The organism is Bacillus cereus group sp. MYBK30-2 (assembly GCF_051915945.1).
Classification (GTDB): Bacteria; Bacillota; Bacilli; order Bacillales; family Bacillaceae_G; genus Bacillus_A; species Bacillus_A paramycoides.
This window is the reverse complement of the sequence record NZ_JBQAFR010000002.1, coordinates 47,627-62,064: the sequence shown is the minus strand read 5'-3', so window position 1 is coordinate 62,064 and position 14,438 is coordinate 47,627. Positions and strand designations below refer to the sequence as shown.

Below are 14,438 nucleotides of genomic sequence, written 5' to 3'. Positions count from 1 at the left end.
GAACAATAAAGAAGAAAATATAATTTATTTGACAATTACAATAAAGATACGTATAGTTAGATTCAAAGTGAATATTTTCTTATCCAGAGAGGTGGAGGGACTGGCCCGATGAAACCCAGCAACCGCGATGCAGGTGCTAATTCCAGCAGAACATATTTGTTCTGGGAGATAAGACGAAGATATATACGTAACTTCTTCTTATCGGAGAGGTTTTTTTGTTGCAAAAAAACCGATTACGAAAATACATAATAAGAAGAAAGGGGTTGCGAAGTACTGTGACACTCGAAAAATACGTAAAACTGCGTAATGCAGTTTATGAATATATGATAGAGCAAGATAAGCCAATATCATTGTTAGATATTCAAGAACATATCGTTTCGCATCATGAAGGAAAATTCACGAAAAAAATGTTACATCAATTTTATTTATCAAGACTATTAGATGAACTCAAACTGGATGGGAAAATTACTTTAGCTTCTGATGAATATCTCTATGCTGAAAAAGGGGTATTTTATAAAGCGAGAAAAGGGAGCTAAGCTCTCTTTTTTTTCTTGGAATAACGAAGTATGTAGAGTAAAAGACTGCTAAAGCAGCCTGATACAAGGGAATGGTGTTGAGTGTGTAGTGTCAAAAATTGAATGTGCCTGAAAGAGGCACTTCATATCGGCTACAAATAAAAATAGACACCTTCGCCGAATAGGTGTCAGTTGTTTTGTCACGTAGACTTGCTACTTGACAGTAATTAGAATAACACGCAGGGTTTTGGAAGTCAAAAGGGAATTAAAGGAAGAGGTGCTGTTATGTATGCTTATTTATTAAAAGATATAACGAAATGGATTCCAAAGTACATTATAGATAGAGGCTATGAATATTATGAAGATGGACATGTAGAAGATGTTGAAATACACGACAAGAAAGTATTTGCTTTCGTTACTGGAAATGCAGGGAATTATGAAGTGATTATTGATCTTGAAGATTTTACAGAAAGTAGCTGCGAGTGTCCTTATGAAAATTATTGCAAGCATATGGTGGCGGTTGTTTATGAAATTCAAGATGCTGGCGAGAGTACAGTTAAAGAGCAACTGAAAGGTTTAGAAAAAGAAGAGTTACTAACGGTATTAAATCGTTTATTACAAAGTTCTAAAAATGTGCAAATCGTAGAGAAGATGTTAAAGAAAGGGTAAATTTAACTGTAGAAGGGGGTGCTTTGTAGTGAATATATTAATTATATACGCTCATCCTAGTCCTTCAAGTTTTAATGCATCGATTTTGGAGCATGTTCAAAAAGGACTGCAAGAAACAAATCATTCTGTTACACTACTCGATTTATATAAGGAACAATTCGATCCAGTACTTGTATTTAATGAGGAGAAGAAAAGACGTGATTTACTATATGAAGAAGAGACAGAGCGATATAGGGAATTAGTACAGAAGGCCGATACTCTTCTATTCATATATCCGATATGGTGGTGGGGCATGCCTGCTATTTTAAAAGGATTTATCGATCGTATTTTTGTAGCTGGATTTGCTTATAAATATGAGGGGGCATTACCGAAAGGTTTATTTAAAGGAAAGAAGGCGTGGGTTATTAACACGTTAGACTCACCGTTATGGTACGTGGCACTATTATATCGATCGGCGGATTGGATTATGATGAAAAGAGGAGTTTTACGCTTTTGTGGCATTCGTAATATAAAGCGTTCTGTTTTTCAATCTGTGAAAACGAGTAAAGTAACGAAGCGTGAAAAATGGCTGTTACAAATAGAAGGAGAGGCTCGTAAATTATGAATGAAATCGATCGTATTATAAAGTGTTGTAATTATGAGGACGAACTTTTTCGTACATATATAAAGTGTTTAGTCCAATTGAAGAAATGCAGCGAAACGTTTAAACAAATTCAGATACAATTAAGAAATGATTATCTAATAAGAGGGATTTGTGAAAGAGAAGTTGATGAGGTGATAAGGGGAAGTAAAGAATATGAAAAATATTTTCTTCCTAAAGTGCTACGGTGGAATTTCTTGAAGAACAATCCTCATATGATTGAAAAAGTGTGCGAAGATTTGTTTGCATATAAAGCGTTAAATCATACAGAGATAGTGTGGAGAAAGATAATAAATTGTATAGAAAGTGAATGATTTATCATATAAAAAAGCTAGTATAAAACTAGCTTTTCGGGTAATTAATTATTTAAATGAAAAGGAAACATAGGCTTATAATTACGCCGGCATAAAGTAAATTAACAACACAAAATCCCATAATATCACGAGCTCCTAAACCAGCTATCGCTAATGCTGGTAACGCCCAGAAAGGTTGAATTAAATTTGTCCAAGCATCGCCCCATGCGATTGCCATCGCTGTTTTTGCAGCAGGTACACCAAGTTCAGCTCCAGCTGGAATCATGATTGGTGCTTGCACTGCCCATTGACCGCCTCCAGATGGAACGAAAATATTAACAATTCCAGCACTTAAAAATGTAAAGAGCGGGAATGTGTTTTCATTTGAAATGCTAATAAAGAAAGTAGAAATAGCTCCTCCAAGTGAAAGACCTTCACTATTCACTCCAATCATCATCCCCATAATTCCTGCGTAGAACGGAAACTGAAGTAAAATACCAGAAGCGCTTTTTGTTGAGTCAGAAAAAGCACGAATATATTGAATCGGAGTACGGTGGAAAATAAGTCCCGCAATTAATAACATAAAAATGACGATATCAAGCGTAAGGTTAAAGCCTTTCGTACTAAAATAGTTAAAAATATAAATAAGACCTAATAATCCGATGCAAAGTGTAATGACAATACTATTCTCCATTTTTTCAGCGAATGTGTTTTGCTCTACTTCTTGAGCAGCAGCTTCTTCATGGAACACACTTGGATCTACTGTAATCGTATGTTTTTCATCTGGATGCATTGCTTTATTAATGAGAGGCATCGTAATTAAAAAGATAATAACTGGAACGAGAGCGTATGGTGAGAATAACGTTTCTGTTATTGGAATCGCTTCTTTAATACTTCCAGCTGTCGTTTTGATTAACGTTTCGCCGCCTGTAGCTAACGTAAGAGGGATAGAAGCAGAAAGACCTGCATGCCAAATGAGAAATCCGGAGTAAGAAGAAGCGATTGCTAGTCTATAATCAAGTCCGTCTAACTGCCTTGCGACTTCCTTTGCATATAAAACAGATACAACAATGCCAAATCCCCAGTTTATATATGCTCCTAGTAAACTAATAATAGAAATGGCAATAATACCTTGGCCATTTGTTTTGGGTAGTTTCGCCGCTTTCGTTAATCCTTTTTTAATAAGAGGAGCGTTTGCTAAAGCAGATCCTGTCACGAGTACAAGAGCCATTTGCATAGAAAAGGCAAGTAAGCCCCAAATACCATTACCCCAGTGGGTAATCATTTCAACTGGTGTTTGATGTGTTGCAAACATGCCGAAGAAGATAACGAAAACCGTCAATAAACAGGATAAAATAAACGGTTCTGGTAAGAAGCGTTGCACTAAGGCGACGCAACCATTTGTAAAGGAACGAAACAAAATAAATCAACCTCCTTATGTATATTTATTACAATATTCGAGGTTGTTTGAGTGATATCCTCCAATTTACGGAAAATTCAGATATTAAAGGTAATTGTCATAATGTATAGATTGATATTCTATGTCGAAATGTTATTTCATTTTGCGTTGGAGTATTTCAAAGGAGGATAAAGCTACATGCCCATCAAATAAAGAATTTTGTAAGAACCTCAAAATTTGTTGTTCCGCCAAAGCGCTCGATTGCGGAAGATAATAAATATCTTTAACACATAATGCAACCACCTGTTTCAAACATTTGCTACTCGTAGGTTACATCATTCTACTTTTTGATTCTTACGATTTTTTGTAATTTATAGTAAAAATAAAATTAGAGGAGTTGAAATCATGGAATTCTATAAAAAGCTAAAAGAAGAACGCTTAAAGCATAACTTATCCCAAGAAGAACTAGCTCTTAAATTAAACATAAGTAGACAATCAGTTTCTAAATGGGAGCTTGAAAAAGGTTATCCAAATATTGAAACACTTATTACATTAAGTGATTTATTCAATATTAGCATTGATGAATTAATTAAAGGAGATGATTTCTTGAAAAATAAAATCATCAAAGAAGGAAAAATGGGGGAATTAAAAATGACAGATCAATTCAAATGGTTATATGTACTGAGTTCAATTTTAGTAGTATTTTGGCTTTTTGTACTTCCTTGGTCCAATCCATCAGGTCTAACATTAAGCATAATTAATCTCATAGCTGTTATTTACTTTGTAATTGTCGTTAGCTACATCAAAAATAACAAGAAAAAATTTTTTAATTAAACTTTAAAATTAAAGCCGACAGCAATCGGGGGGATGAATATTATCTGATTGCTGTCGGCTTTAGTAAATTCATACTTAATCACAATTTTTGATACGCAAACCTTTGAAATGACGGCTGTACCCCATGCCCATCAAGTTAAAATCTCATACCACCCTGAGAACGAAAAGTTTGTGCATTTTACTCGTATTTATTGTTTGGGGATAACTCGTTCTTTTAGCTTGATGGCGATACGTCAGCACCCTATGAAGAAAAGACACCCTTATATGGGTGTCTTTTCCGATAGTTTTTTTAGCAGAAGCAAGCAGCTCCAACTATGATTAATAAAATAAATAATACAACTAATAAAGCAAATCCTCCAGAAAAGCCGCAGCCACAACTACCACCAAAGCCCATAATAGTTCCTCCTTTAGATAAGAGGGGAAAACTAGGGTTCACTCATGTTTTTTAATGGATTCACTTTACTTTATGTTTTTACGCGTTAATTGAGCAGGTCCTTTTGAAAATAAAGAAAAGACACTCCTATATGAGTGTCTTCCCCTGACTTTTTTAATTAAACATTTTTCTTTTGATCCTGTTGAATTTCTTTTGTATCAGTTGTTGGTTTTATAAGTATGGACGATGAATTATTTATTACTTTTCTTTGACTTTTTCCGCTAATCTAAGTTTCACCTTATTAAAAAGAGAGGATCAATTGGTACTGCTTGTTATTTGACTATTACTTTTCCATCCATTCCTTTCAGGTAGTGGAACCGACAGATTAGTTCATATGTACCGGGAGTTTCAGGTTTTATGGTAATGTTTTTTTCTTCTCCTGACGGGACTTCGGCGTCGATTCCGAGCTTTTTCACCGTAAAGGTGTGATCTCTATTTCCTTTGTTTTTCAATAGTAAAGTTGTCGTCTTTCCAACCGGAACAGTGATGACATTCGGATTAAAGTAATCATCATTCAATTCGACCTCAATAGGCTGTGTTACAACGTCGGATTCGGCAAATAAACGGAGTGATCCTAAAGTAGTCATAACTACAATCATCGCAAGTGAAATGATCAATACAGTTAATTTCTTTTTCACAGACATTCGCAATCCCTCCTTTCCTAAGTACTAGTGTTTTCAAATTTATAAAATATTATCAATATTAATGGGGGATTGGCGTGTTTCGAATAGTAATTCTTTCAGCATCTCCTAATAGCGAAATGATAACTGGAATAGGATTGGTGTAAATAAAACACTCCAATAAGAAGAAAGCTTCCACTATTGTGAAAGCTTCTCTAAATGATTTGCGATATCAACATACATATTTGAATAAATCGAATGTATTTCATTACTTGGCGTAGCGTTAGAAGAGAAGTGGACGATCACCATATTTGCTTTCGGGTCGATGTAAAGTGTTTGTCCGTAACTGCCTAACACTTCGAAAGCACCTTGTTCATTGTGGGGAATCCACCACTGATTATGATAAGAAATAGAAGCACCACGGTCAATTGCGAGTTCACCTTCTTGTACATTTTTCAAACTTTCTGTTATAGAAGAAGGGATGATTTGTTTGCCGTTATATTGACCGTTATTTAATAGTAGTTGACCGAACTTGGCCATATCTCTAGCAGTTGCATTTAAACCAGCGCTTGCTTGTTCTACTTTTGTTTCATCTGTAACGTAATAAGCGTTTTCTTCCATACCTATTTGAGACCAAATTCGTTCGCTTACATTTTCAGCTAACGATTTACCAGTGATTGTTCGAATAATCCAAGCGAGTGTTTCTGTTGATCCGTTATTGTAAGAAAAAGCTGAACCAGGCGGTGCAGTTTCTTCTGCTTCTAGTAACATATCATAAATTTTCATAGGACCGCTGTAGCTTTGACCTCGGGGTAAAATATTACTAGCTAAATATAGTTGTGCATCTTGATTTTCTAGTCCAGGCTGTACATATCCGTGAGTAGGGTATTCTACAGAAACTTGCATATCCATTAATTGCTGAAGTGTTGCTTTGCCGAACGGTGTATTTTTTAATTCTTTTATGTACGTATCAGCCGTTTTCTCTACATCAATACGATTTTCTTCAGCGAGAGATTGTATGATTGCACCAGTAAACATCTTTGCTAACGATGCCATTCCATGAGGTTCGCTCCCGTTATATCCATTGAAATATCGTTCATAAACAAGTTGTCCATTATGTACAACGACAAAAGCATCTGTTTTGTTTTCGTCTAAAAGCTTCTTTAGAGGGATCGTATTTCCAAATCCGCGTTCAACTGCAAAATTGTCTAAGTTCTGTAACGCAGTAGGGAAGTGAGCAATTTGGTCAGGATTGTTTTTTACTTCATTAATTAAAGTGAATTCTTTCATATGTGTATACGACCAACGTAAGTAAGGGTCATTTAACCAGTTTTCTTTCGTGACATTATCTTTAGTTGGAGTCGTTTTATTATGTTTGAAGAAAGTAAACCCAAGCCCTGTAACTACGAATAGTAATACTAATAGCAATAATAGCAGGGGAGATTTCTTTATATTCATGTATGTACCTCCTTTTGTTTCTATTATAAGTATACGCTCGTCTTGAAAGAAATACAAAATAAGGAAAGTAAACGGGGAAGTTTACTTTCCTTATTAACGTTACGCGGATATTTGTCCGTCTGTACGTTGCTTTTTGAATTTTTGTTTTCGTCCGTGTAATCCATAATAAAGAAGTAAAGTGAACGCAACGATAATAGCTGCGATAAAATACATATTATGATAACTTGATTTGGCGGCGACTATACCTAAAATGAAAGAACCAAAGCCGATACCACTATCAAAGAACGAGAAGTAAGTAGCTGTCGCAGAACCACGTCGATGGTTTGGAGCGGCAGAAATTGCAATCGTTTGGAAACTTGGAATTAATGTTCCGTAACCTAAACCGATTAACATACCTGCGCCAAGGAACCAAAATGAAGTTTGCGCTTGGCTTAAAATGAACATTCCAATTGTGAAAATAATAATAGCTGGATAAATAAGTACATTTTCACCGAAACGATCAAAGATTTTTCCTGTGAATGGACGAGAAATTACAACAACAAGTGCGTATAAAATAAAGAAGTAACTAGCAACTTCTCCTAAACCGAGCTCTTTCGCATAAATAGGAATAAAGGATAAAATACCACTATAAGAAAAGGCTAAAACAAATCCTGTCAGAGCAATCGGAATAGAGGATGGTTCAATTAAGTCTTTCCATTTCATTTTTTCGCGTTTGTGTTTACTTACTGGTTTTTCATGTGGAATATTTACTACTAATCCTAATAAAAATGCGAGTAATGAAAATACCGAACAAACAATAAATAGTGCAGTAAATGAAAAATGAGAAATAATTGTTAAACCTAAAAAAGGACCAATTACCATCGGCAGACTCATGAATACGCCGTAATAAGCAAGTGCTTCACCGCGTCTATGAGCGGGTGCAACATCAGTTACAATGGTTCCAGTTGCTGTCGTTGCCATTCCGAAGCCAATACCATGTAAGAAGCGAAGGGCAAGTAATAAAAATAAACTTTGCGCTCCGAAATACATAACAGTAGCGGCTAAAAATAATGAAAGTGAAATGAATAATATTTTTTTTCTTCCTAAATCATCGAGCCATTTTCCTGTGAATGGTCTACATAAAACAGAAGAAATAAGAAAAACAGTTGCAACTAAACCAATTTCCTCAGGTTTTCCTTTTAGGCCGTCTATAACATAGACAGGCAGAGTAGTCATAAGCATGTAAAACGTTAAAAAGAGAAACAGACTACTAAAACAAGTTCCGAGGAAATCCTTCGTCCAAAGTCTCTCACTTTGCATCGTCATCCCTCCATATTAATGATCTAAGTTTTTGATAATTTGTTGTAACAATTGAAATGCTTGATGTAAGTCTTCTTCTTTAATACCTTCTAGAGTTTTTTCTTCAAAGGCATCAACTTCTTCTTGCCATACTGGAATCATTTCTATTGCTGTTTCCGATAAGGAAATGAGTTTCTCACGGCGATCTTTTCCTTCTGTACGAATAATCCAGCCCATCGTTTCCATACGTGTTAACGTGCGAGTCATCGTTGGGGATTCAACATTTAAATACTGGCATAATTCTGTTTGGGTACAAGATCCAGTTTGATTAATGCGGAAAATAACAGCCCATTGTGCGCTAAATAATCCAGTTGGAGATACACGTTCATTAAATTTCTTCGTAAACTTACGAGAAGTTTGACTGACGATGTGAAAAAAATGTTGTTTTTCGTCCATGTAGTTTGATCCTTTCAAATTAGTTACCTAGCTAACTATATACTTTTTTATAATAATTGTCTAGTAATAGACATGTTGTTTTATGTAAAAATTTCGTATAGATTTTATATTGAGAACATACATTCTACATGGTATCCTTGAAATAAGTAAATAATTTTCTTTCTATTAAAAGAATGGGGGGACTTGTGATGATTAAGCCTGCAACGATGGAGTTTGTTTCATTATCGAATGGAGAAACGATTGCATATCAAGAGGTTGGAAGGCAAAATAAAGAAATACTTGTACTCATTCATGGGAATATGACATCGTCACAACATTGGGATTTAGTTATTGAGCAACTGCAAGATCAATATCATATTTACGCAATTGATTTAAGAGGATTTGGACAATCAACGTATAATAAGTCGATAGATTCATTACAAGACTTTGCAGAAGATGTGAAGCTATTTACAGATCAATTAAAGCTAGAGAAATTTTCATTAATGGGATGGTCAATGGGTGGCGGTGTGGCGATGGAGTTTACAGCGAGTCACCCAACTTTTGTAGAAAAACTAATTTTAGTAGAATCGGTAGGAATGAAAGGATATCCAATCTTTAAAAAAGATATTAATGGGCAACCAATTGTATCGAGTTTATTAAAAACGAAAGAAGAAATCGCGCAAGATCCAGTGCAAATCGTACCAGTTGTAGATGCGATAAAAAATATGAATAAAGTATATTACCGTACAGTATGGAATCTATTAATATATACACATAATCAACCTGAATCAGAGCGTTATGAAAAGTATTTAGATGATATGTTAACGCAGCGCAATTTCGTTGATGTAAATTATTCGTTAGTTACATTTAATATTTCAGATGAACATAATGGTGTTGTACAAGGAAATGGGCATATTCATCGTATTCAAGCTCCAACCCTCGTTATACAAGGTGACCGCGATTATGTTGTCCCGCAAGTAGTTGGCGAGGAATTGGCAAAACATTTGCCAACCGCGAAATTGACGATATTAGAAGATTGTGGACATTCACCGTTTATTGATTGTTTAGATGTATTTATACAACATGTGGAGAATTGGTTGGAAAATTAAAAAATAGGTATGGCAAAGAAGTTAGATAAAACATATCTAACTTCTTTCTTATTATATAATAAAACGTTTATAATGAGTATGGTGAATTGGAAAAGGGAGAGGTTAGGGATGTCAATACGATTTACATTTTGGATTATGGTTGGGATTGTAGCAATTTCCGGTTTATCACAAGGAATGTTACTACCTGCGATTGCCATGATATTCGAACAAGAAGGAGTCGGATCGAGCGTTAATGGTATTCATGCGACGGCATTATACATTGGGATATTATTTATTTCACCGTTTCTTGAAAAACCGATGCAAAGGTTTGGAATGAAACCAATTATTGTAATTGGTGGTTTTCTCGTTATTATTTCATTATTCTTTTTTACACAAACATTTTCATTTTGGGTATGGTTTATTCTTAGATTCCTAGTTGGCGTTGGAGACCATATGCTTCATGTCGGAACACAAACTTGGATTACGACAACGTCAGATCCGAGTAAAATAGGTAGGCAAGTATCGATATACGGTGTATTCTTCGGAATTGGTTTTGCAGTTGGCCCGTATTTAGCAAGCACTGTTCAGTACGGTCTAGCAACACCATTTATTGTATCTACTATACTTTGCTTAATAGGATGGCTTTTACTACTACCAACGAAAAATGCATTTCCAGCACAAGATGAAACGAAAGCTGAAAGTGAATCATCATTTTCTCGTTATAAACAAGTCGTTGGATTAGCTTGGATTGCATTAATCGGTCCGCTCGCATACGGTGTGCTTGAAGCGATGCTAAATAGTAACTTACCAGTATACGCACTTCGTAAAGGGTGGTCTATATCAGATGTTTCCTTCTTATTACCAGCATTCGCAGTTGGGGGCATTATTACACAAATTCCGCTCGGCATGTTAAGTGATAAATACGGAAGAGACCGTATTTTAACGTGGACATTTAGCATAAGCACCGGCATTTTCTTACTCGCAGCAGTATTTGATCAATATTATTGGATTGTCTTTGCATGTATGCTTATAGCAGGTATGGTCATTGGATCATGTTTCTCATTAGGTCTTGGATTTATGACCGATTTATTACCGAGACACTTACTACCAGCAGGTAATATATTATGCGGAATCGCCTTTAGTATAGGAAGTATTATGGGGCCTGTATTAGGAGGCGTATTTATAGAAAAAATACAGTATACAAGCTTTTTTATTGCGGTTATGATTATAATGGGAATTCTCGCACTGTTATATATTATTCACATGAAAAATCAATTCGCATCAAGAAAAATAGAAAGTAGGTTAGGGCATGACAAAACAACCTAATAAGAAAAAATTTGAAGTACTAGAAAACGAAACAATTACAGATTGCTTAGCACGTATGGAACAAGAAGGATATGCACCTTCTCGTCGTATGGAAGAGCCAATCTTTCATGAAGTGAAGAAAGACGGGAAAACAGAAGTTGAACCGTGCGGTAGAAAAATTGTTTTTGAGGGGAAATTGAAGTAATCAAATAACAGATTTTCTTTTTGATACAGAACAAGTCATCCAATTCATCCTTTATGAGTTGGATGGCTTGTTTTTTTACAATTGATCAGTGAAGGAAAATATATTTTCTGGGAAGAACGAAAAGACATTAATTGTTCTAGCTTCGTTAATAAAGGTGGTACGGAGAGGGGCTTACTAAACAAAAATCTAAAAGTAATCCGGAGAATGCTAAATTTATAGAATTTTGGAGTTGGGATATGAATTATAGAGCCATGACTATAATAATTTGCTATTTAAACTTTGCAGTTGTAAAGTCCACCGTTTGTTTCTTAATCTCTATTGCATCGATTTTGTCGTTTGAAAGAAAACTTCAATATCGTAACGCCACTTCCTTTTTCATTTTTCCTAATTGGCTTCTTTATATGAATCGCAGAAAATATTGCTACTTTTCTCGGATATTGGTAAAATAAGTTCTTGGGTCTTACTTGTTGTTATCAGTATAATGATTGTCGCTCAACATAAAGAAATTAGTTACAAAGATTTCGCAATATCTAAAGGGGGTACGGCAACGATTCCCTCTTTTTGGAGCCACTCACAAACGTAAAGCAAGAGAGGAGGCTATATGAACTATTCTCCTCTCTTGTATAGATTAACCAGCTACTACAATTGGAACAGGTATATCAAATTCAATATCTGGAGGATGCTGATTAGAATCTAGTCGACATCCTGGTGGATAATGTTTTTCTAGCAATCTATCAATTCTGATGGAATCGATAGATTGTTAGAAAGTGGAAAACGATTATCCGCATATTCCGAAGCAGATGTAACAGATTGTCCTTCCATAATTAAGTGTAAAACCAAAATACGCTGTTTTAAAAAGTTATTTGTTAGAACTGGTTATAAGTAATAAAACAGAAAAGAGGATCACATGTTAGATAATTTACAGAGAAGTGAAAAATTTTTTTTATTATGTCTTATTTTTTTAGTGCTTTTAACCGCTTGTGGTAATACAGATGTTAAGACATCTAAAGCTTCATTAGCACCGTCTCAATCAAATACAGATAAATCATTAAAAGCGCCAAATTGGGTAGATAAAAGTCCTATTCAACAGTCTCCTAATTTTATTGAAGATAAAAAAGTAAAATCGGTTGTGAATTTAATAGCAACGGGTGATAATTTATATCATGACGCAGTAATTACAGATGGCAAACAAAAAGACGGTTCATATGATTATCACTATATTTATGAAAATATAAAAGGTGCTGTTCAATCAAGTGATCTTGCTATAGTGAATCAAGAGACTCCAATTGCAGGAAATAATTTAAAAGTACAGGGATATCCAACTTTCAATACACCTGAAGAAGTAGGGCAATCTTTAGTGGACACTGGATTCAATATAGTGACTCAAGCGACAAATCATGCTATGGATATGGGTATCAAAGGTGTTATGAATACAAGAGAATACTGGAAGAAATATCCGGATGTTATCCCGGTAGGCATTAATGAGAGTCAAAACGAACGTAATGAAATAAAAACGATTACAAAAAATGGTATTCGTTTTGCGCTACTTAATTATACATATGGTACGAATGGAATTAAAATTCCAGCTGATAAGTCTTGGGCATTAAATTTAATTGATAAAAAAGCGATACAAAATGATGTGGAAAAGGCAAAGAATAGCTCTGATATGGTGATTGTTATGGTGCATTGGGGAGTTGAATATACATCTACACCTTCAAAGCAACAAAAAGAAGTTGCTCAATATTTAACAGATTTAGGTGTAGATGTAGTAATTGGAAATCATCCACATGTAATTCAACCAATTGAGTGGAAACAAAATAAAGATGGACATCAAACGCTAATCTATTATTCTCTTGGAAATCTTATTTCTGCTCAAGAAAAATTAGAAACATTGGTTGGAGGACTATCTTATATACAATTCGTCAAGTATGAAGATAAAACTTTTGGTATACGACAAGCGGCAGTCGTACCGACAGTAACCGACTATGCTGATGGTAAGAAACATTTTAAAATTCAATTTTTAAAAGATTATTCGGATGAAAATTCTAAAAATCATGGGATTAAAGAATTTGTCGGCCCCGTTTCTTTGAAGGATTTCAAGGATATTCCTAGAGATGTGTTGGGAAATTGGTATAAAGACTAATAAACAAAAAGGGAATGAGATACAATTAAAAAATTTATAATGTTAGCATTGGTATTAGCATTGGGATGGAGTTTTGCTGCTTGTAGTGGAAAACAAATATCTCAGGAAAATACTAAAAATAACAATAAAAATGAGATAAATGCAAATAAAAAAGAGGTTTTACCTATCTCTGATCTTAATGATTGGAGAATTATTCTTGTAAATAGAGAACAAATGTTATCAAAGGAACTAGGGATTGAATTAACAAGTATCACCCAAAATGCTAAGCCAAATATGAAAATAGATAGCAGAATTGCAACTAGCTATCAGGATATGGTAACAGCTGCAAAAAAAGAGGGGATCAATCTTTATTTAAGGTCAGGTTATCGAGCTATAAAATTACAACAAACTTATTATGATGCGTCAGTTAAAAGCTATAAATCTCAGGGGTTGTCGGATGAAGAGGCTAGTGCTAAGGCATTGGAATATCTTCAGTATCCTGGGGCAAGTGAACATCACACTGGATTAGCATTAGACATTATTTCAGTTGAATGGCAGAATACTGTGGAAGATTTAAATGCAAAATTTGATACTACCGATGCATTCAAATGGTTAGATAAGAATGCTGCAGAGTATGGGTTTACTCTCCGCTATCCAAAAGATAAAGAGAATATTACTGGCATTAAGTATGAGCCATGGCACTATCGTTATGTAGGAAAAGAAGTTGCTATTTATCTAAAAGAAAATGGGTTAACTTTAGAAGAGTATTGCCAAAAAATTAAGTCTGACAAGTAAAAATACAATTTGATTTTATTAAAAAGCCAGTGGACATTATTCCCTTCCTCAAAGGAAATAAATTATGCACTGCTACCGGAAAAGGCGGATTAGGAGGATGTGTTAATCTTCCTCCTAGTATTGCAAAAACTGTGTATGATAATTTAAGCACGTATGAACCGGTTATCGTGTACTAGTAAATAGCAACCTCGTGTGAAGCGATGTATGTATCAAGAACTTAAATTTATCATTTCCCGACAGAAAACTCCCACCTCAAGGAATGGGTAGGACATGGTCCAATGAGTAGGTGGGAGCTGAATGGCGGTTAGGCAAAAGCCTAAAGGTTCTTCTTGGTGAAGAATCAGTATAA

Annotated in this window: 16 protein-coding genes and 1 riboswitch; of the genes, 10 read left to right on the top strand and 6 right to left on the bottom strand. The window is 34.9% G+C overall.

Annotated elements, in window-relative coordinates; translation table 11 throughout:
- Positions 1-76 precede the first annotated feature (76 nt).
- A riboswitch (SAM riboswitch) is annotated at positions 77-175 on the top strand.
- Between the two features lie 40 nt (positions 176-215).
- The 4 genes from ACTFQM_RS11845 (at position 216) to ACTFQM_RS11830 (ending at position 2,138) form a co-directional block, all read left to right on the top strand.
- Entirely contained in the window at positions 216-536 is a 321-nt protein-coding gene (locus ACTFQM_RS11845) for a hypothetical protein (RefSeq protein WP_002172659.1), read from the top strand.
- 264 nt (positions 537-800) lie between these two features.
- Entirely contained in the window at positions 801-1,184 is a 384-nt protein-coding gene (locus tag ACTFQM_RS11840) for an SWIM zinc finger family protein (RefSeq protein WP_440034456.1), read from the top strand.
- A 28-nt stretch (positions 1,185-1,212) separates the two neighbouring features.
- Entirely contained in the window at positions 1,213-1,788 is a 576-nt protein-coding gene (locus tag ACTFQM_RS11835) for an NAD(P)H-dependent oxidoreductase (protein ID WP_440034455.1), read from the top strand.
- The gene (locus ACTFQM_RS11830; protein WP_440034454.1) at positions 1,785-2,138 is read left to right on the top strand and encodes a group-specific protein; all 354 of its coding nucleotides are present in this window, start codon (positions 1,785-1,787) and stop codon (positions 2,136-2,138) included. Before ACTFQM_RS11835 ends, ACTFQM_RS11830 begins: the two co-directional genes overlap by 4 nt.
- 52 nt (positions 2,139-2,190) lie before the next feature.
- On the opposite strand, the gene ACTFQM_RS11825 is transcribed toward ACTFQM_RS11830, so the two are convergent.
- Positions 2,191-3,537: a short-chain fatty acid transporter gene (locus ACTFQM_RS11825; RefSeq protein ID WP_048373104.1), complete on the bottom strand. Its 1,347-nt coding sequence runs from the start codon at positions 3,535-3,537 to the stop codon at positions 2,191-2,193.
- Between the two features lie 384 nt (positions 3,538-3,921).
- On the opposite strand from ACTFQM_RS11825, the gene ACTFQM_RS11820 reads away from it, so the two are divergent.
- Positions 3,922-4,350, top strand: a complete 429-nt coding sequence (locus ACTFQM_RS11820; RefSeq protein ID WP_440034453.1) for a helix-turn-helix domain-containing protein — start codon at positions 3,922-3,924, stop codon at positions 4,348-4,350.
- 289 nt (positions 4,351-4,639) lie between these two features.
- Here ACTFQM_RS11820 and ACTFQM_RS11815 read toward each other — a convergent pair whose 3' ends face one another.
- The 5 genes from ACTFQM_RS11815 to ACTFQM_RS11795 all read right to left on the bottom strand — a co-directional run bounded on the left by ACTFQM_RS11815 (position 4,640) and on the right by ACTFQM_RS11795 (position 8,595).
- A complete protein-coding gene (locus ACTFQM_RS11815; protein ID WP_081806744.1) occupies positions 4,640-4,744 on the bottom strand; it encodes a YjcZ family sporulation protein in 105 nt (34 codons plus the stop codon).
- A 311-nt stretch (positions 4,745-5,055) separates the two neighbouring features.
- Positions 5,056-5,427, bottom strand: coding sequence for a cupredoxin domain-containing protein (locus ACTFQM_RS11810; protein ID WP_440034452.1), 372 nt, complete (start codon positions 5,425-5,427; stop codon positions 5,056-5,058).
- 174 nt (positions 5,428-5,601) lie between these two features.
- A complete protein-coding gene (locus tag ACTFQM_RS11805; protein ID WP_440034451.1) occupies positions 5,602-6,861 on the bottom strand; it encodes a serine hydrolase domain-containing protein in 1,260 nt (419 codons plus the stop codon).
- A gap of 99 nt (positions 6,862-6,960) precedes the next feature.
- Positions 6,961-8,160 (bottom strand): MFS transporter, encoded by a 1,200-nt coding sequence (locus ACTFQM_RS11800; RefSeq protein ID WP_048373097.1) that lies wholly within the window; start codon positions 8,158-8,160, stop codon positions 6,961-6,963.
- 15 nt (positions 8,161-8,175) lie between these two features.
- Complete coding sequence (locus ACTFQM_RS11795; RefSeq protein WP_002172648.1) at positions 8,176-8,595, bottom strand: MarR family winged helix-turn-helix transcriptional regulator; 420 nt, start codon at positions 8,593-8,595, stop codon at positions 8,176-8,178.
- A gap of 188 nt (positions 8,596-8,783) precedes the next feature.
- Between ACTFQM_RS11795 and phaZ the strand changes: the two genes are divergently transcribed.
- The 5 genes from phaZ (at position 8,784) to ACTFQM_RS11770 (ending at position 14,089) form a co-directional block, all read left to right on the top strand.
- Positions 8,784-9,683 (top strand): intracellular short-chain-length polyhydroxyalkanoate depolymerase, encoded by a 900-nt coding sequence (gene phaZ / locus ACTFQM_RS11790; protein WP_440034450.1) that lies wholly within the window; start codon positions 8,784-8,786, stop codon positions 9,681-9,683.
- Positions 9,684-9,791: 108 nt separating this feature from the next.
- Positions 9,792-10,988: an MFS transporter gene (locus ACTFQM_RS11785; protein WP_440034449.1), complete on the top strand. Its 1,197-nt coding sequence runs from the start codon at positions 9,792-9,794 to the stop codon at positions 10,986-10,988.
- The gene (locus tag ACTFQM_RS11780; RefSeq protein WP_000166302.1) at positions 10,972-11,172 is read left to right on the top strand and encodes an NETI motif-containing protein; all 201 of its coding nucleotides are present in this window, start codon (positions 10,972-10,974) and stop codon (positions 11,170-11,172) included. The genes ACTFQM_RS11785 and ACTFQM_RS11780 overlap by 17 nt, the downstream gene beginning before the upstream one ends.
- Positions 11,173-12,079: 907 nt before the next feature.
- Positions 12,080-13,315 (top strand): CapA family protein, encoded by a 1,236-nt coding sequence (locus tag ACTFQM_RS11775; RefSeq protein ID WP_440034448.1) that lies wholly within the window; start codon positions 12,080-12,082, stop codon positions 13,313-13,315.
- A 48-nt stretch (positions 13,316-13,363) separates the two neighbouring features.
- Positions 13,364-14,089: a M15 family metallopeptidase gene (locus tag ACTFQM_RS11770; RefSeq protein WP_328046021.1), complete on the top strand. Its 726-nt coding sequence runs from the start codon at positions 13,364-13,366 to the stop codon at positions 14,087-14,089.
- The last annotated feature ends 349 nt before the right edge of the window (positions 14,090-14,438 follow it).

Coding starts and splice junctions, on each gene's coding strand:
- ACTFQM_RS11800 (WP_048373097.1), bottom strand. CDS start 8,160: ATGCAAAGTGAGAGACTTTGGACGAAGGATTTCCTCGGAACTTGTTTT.
- ACTFQM_RS11795 (WP_002172648.1), bottom strand. CDS start 8,595: ATGGACGAAAAACAACATTTTTTTCACATCGTCAGTCAAACTTCTCGT.
- ACTFQM_RS11820 (WP_440034453.1), top strand. CDS start 3,922: ATGGAATTCTATAAAAAGCTAAAAGAAGAACGCTTAAAGCATAACTTA.
- phaZ (WP_440034450.1), top strand. CDS start 8,784: ATGATTAAGCCTGCAACGATGGAGTTTGTTTCATTATCGAATGGAGAA.
- ACTFQM_RS11775 (WP_440034448.1), top strand. CDS start 12,080: ATGTTAGATAATTTACAGAGAAGTGAAAAATTTTTTTTATTATGTCTT.
- ACTFQM_RS11815 (WP_081806744.1), bottom strand. CDS start 4,744: ATGGGCTTTGGTGGTAGTTGTGGCTGCGGCTTTTCTGGAGGATTTGCT.
- ACTFQM_RS11805 (WP_440034451.1), bottom strand. CDS start 6,861: ATGAATATAAAGAAATCTCCCCTGCTATTATTGCTATTAGTATTACTA.
- ACTFQM_RS11840 (WP_440034456.1), top strand. CDS start 801: ATGTATGCTTATTTATTAAAAGATATAACGAAATGGATTCCAAAGTAC.
- ACTFQM_RS11810 (WP_440034452.1), bottom strand. CDS start 5,427: ATGTCTGTGAAAAAGAAATTAACTGTATTGATCATTTCACTTGCGATG.
- ACTFQM_RS11780 (WP_000166302.1), top strand. CDS start 10,972: ATGACAAAACAACCTAATAAGAAAAAATTTGAAGTACTAGAAAACGAA.
- ACTFQM_RS11830 (WP_440034454.1), top strand. CDS start 1,785: ATGAATGAAATCGATCGTATTATAAAGTGTTGTAATTATGAGGACGAA.
- ACTFQM_RS11785 (WP_440034449.1), top strand. CDS start 9,792: ATGTCAATACGATTTACATTTTGGATTATGGTTGGGATTGTAGCAATT.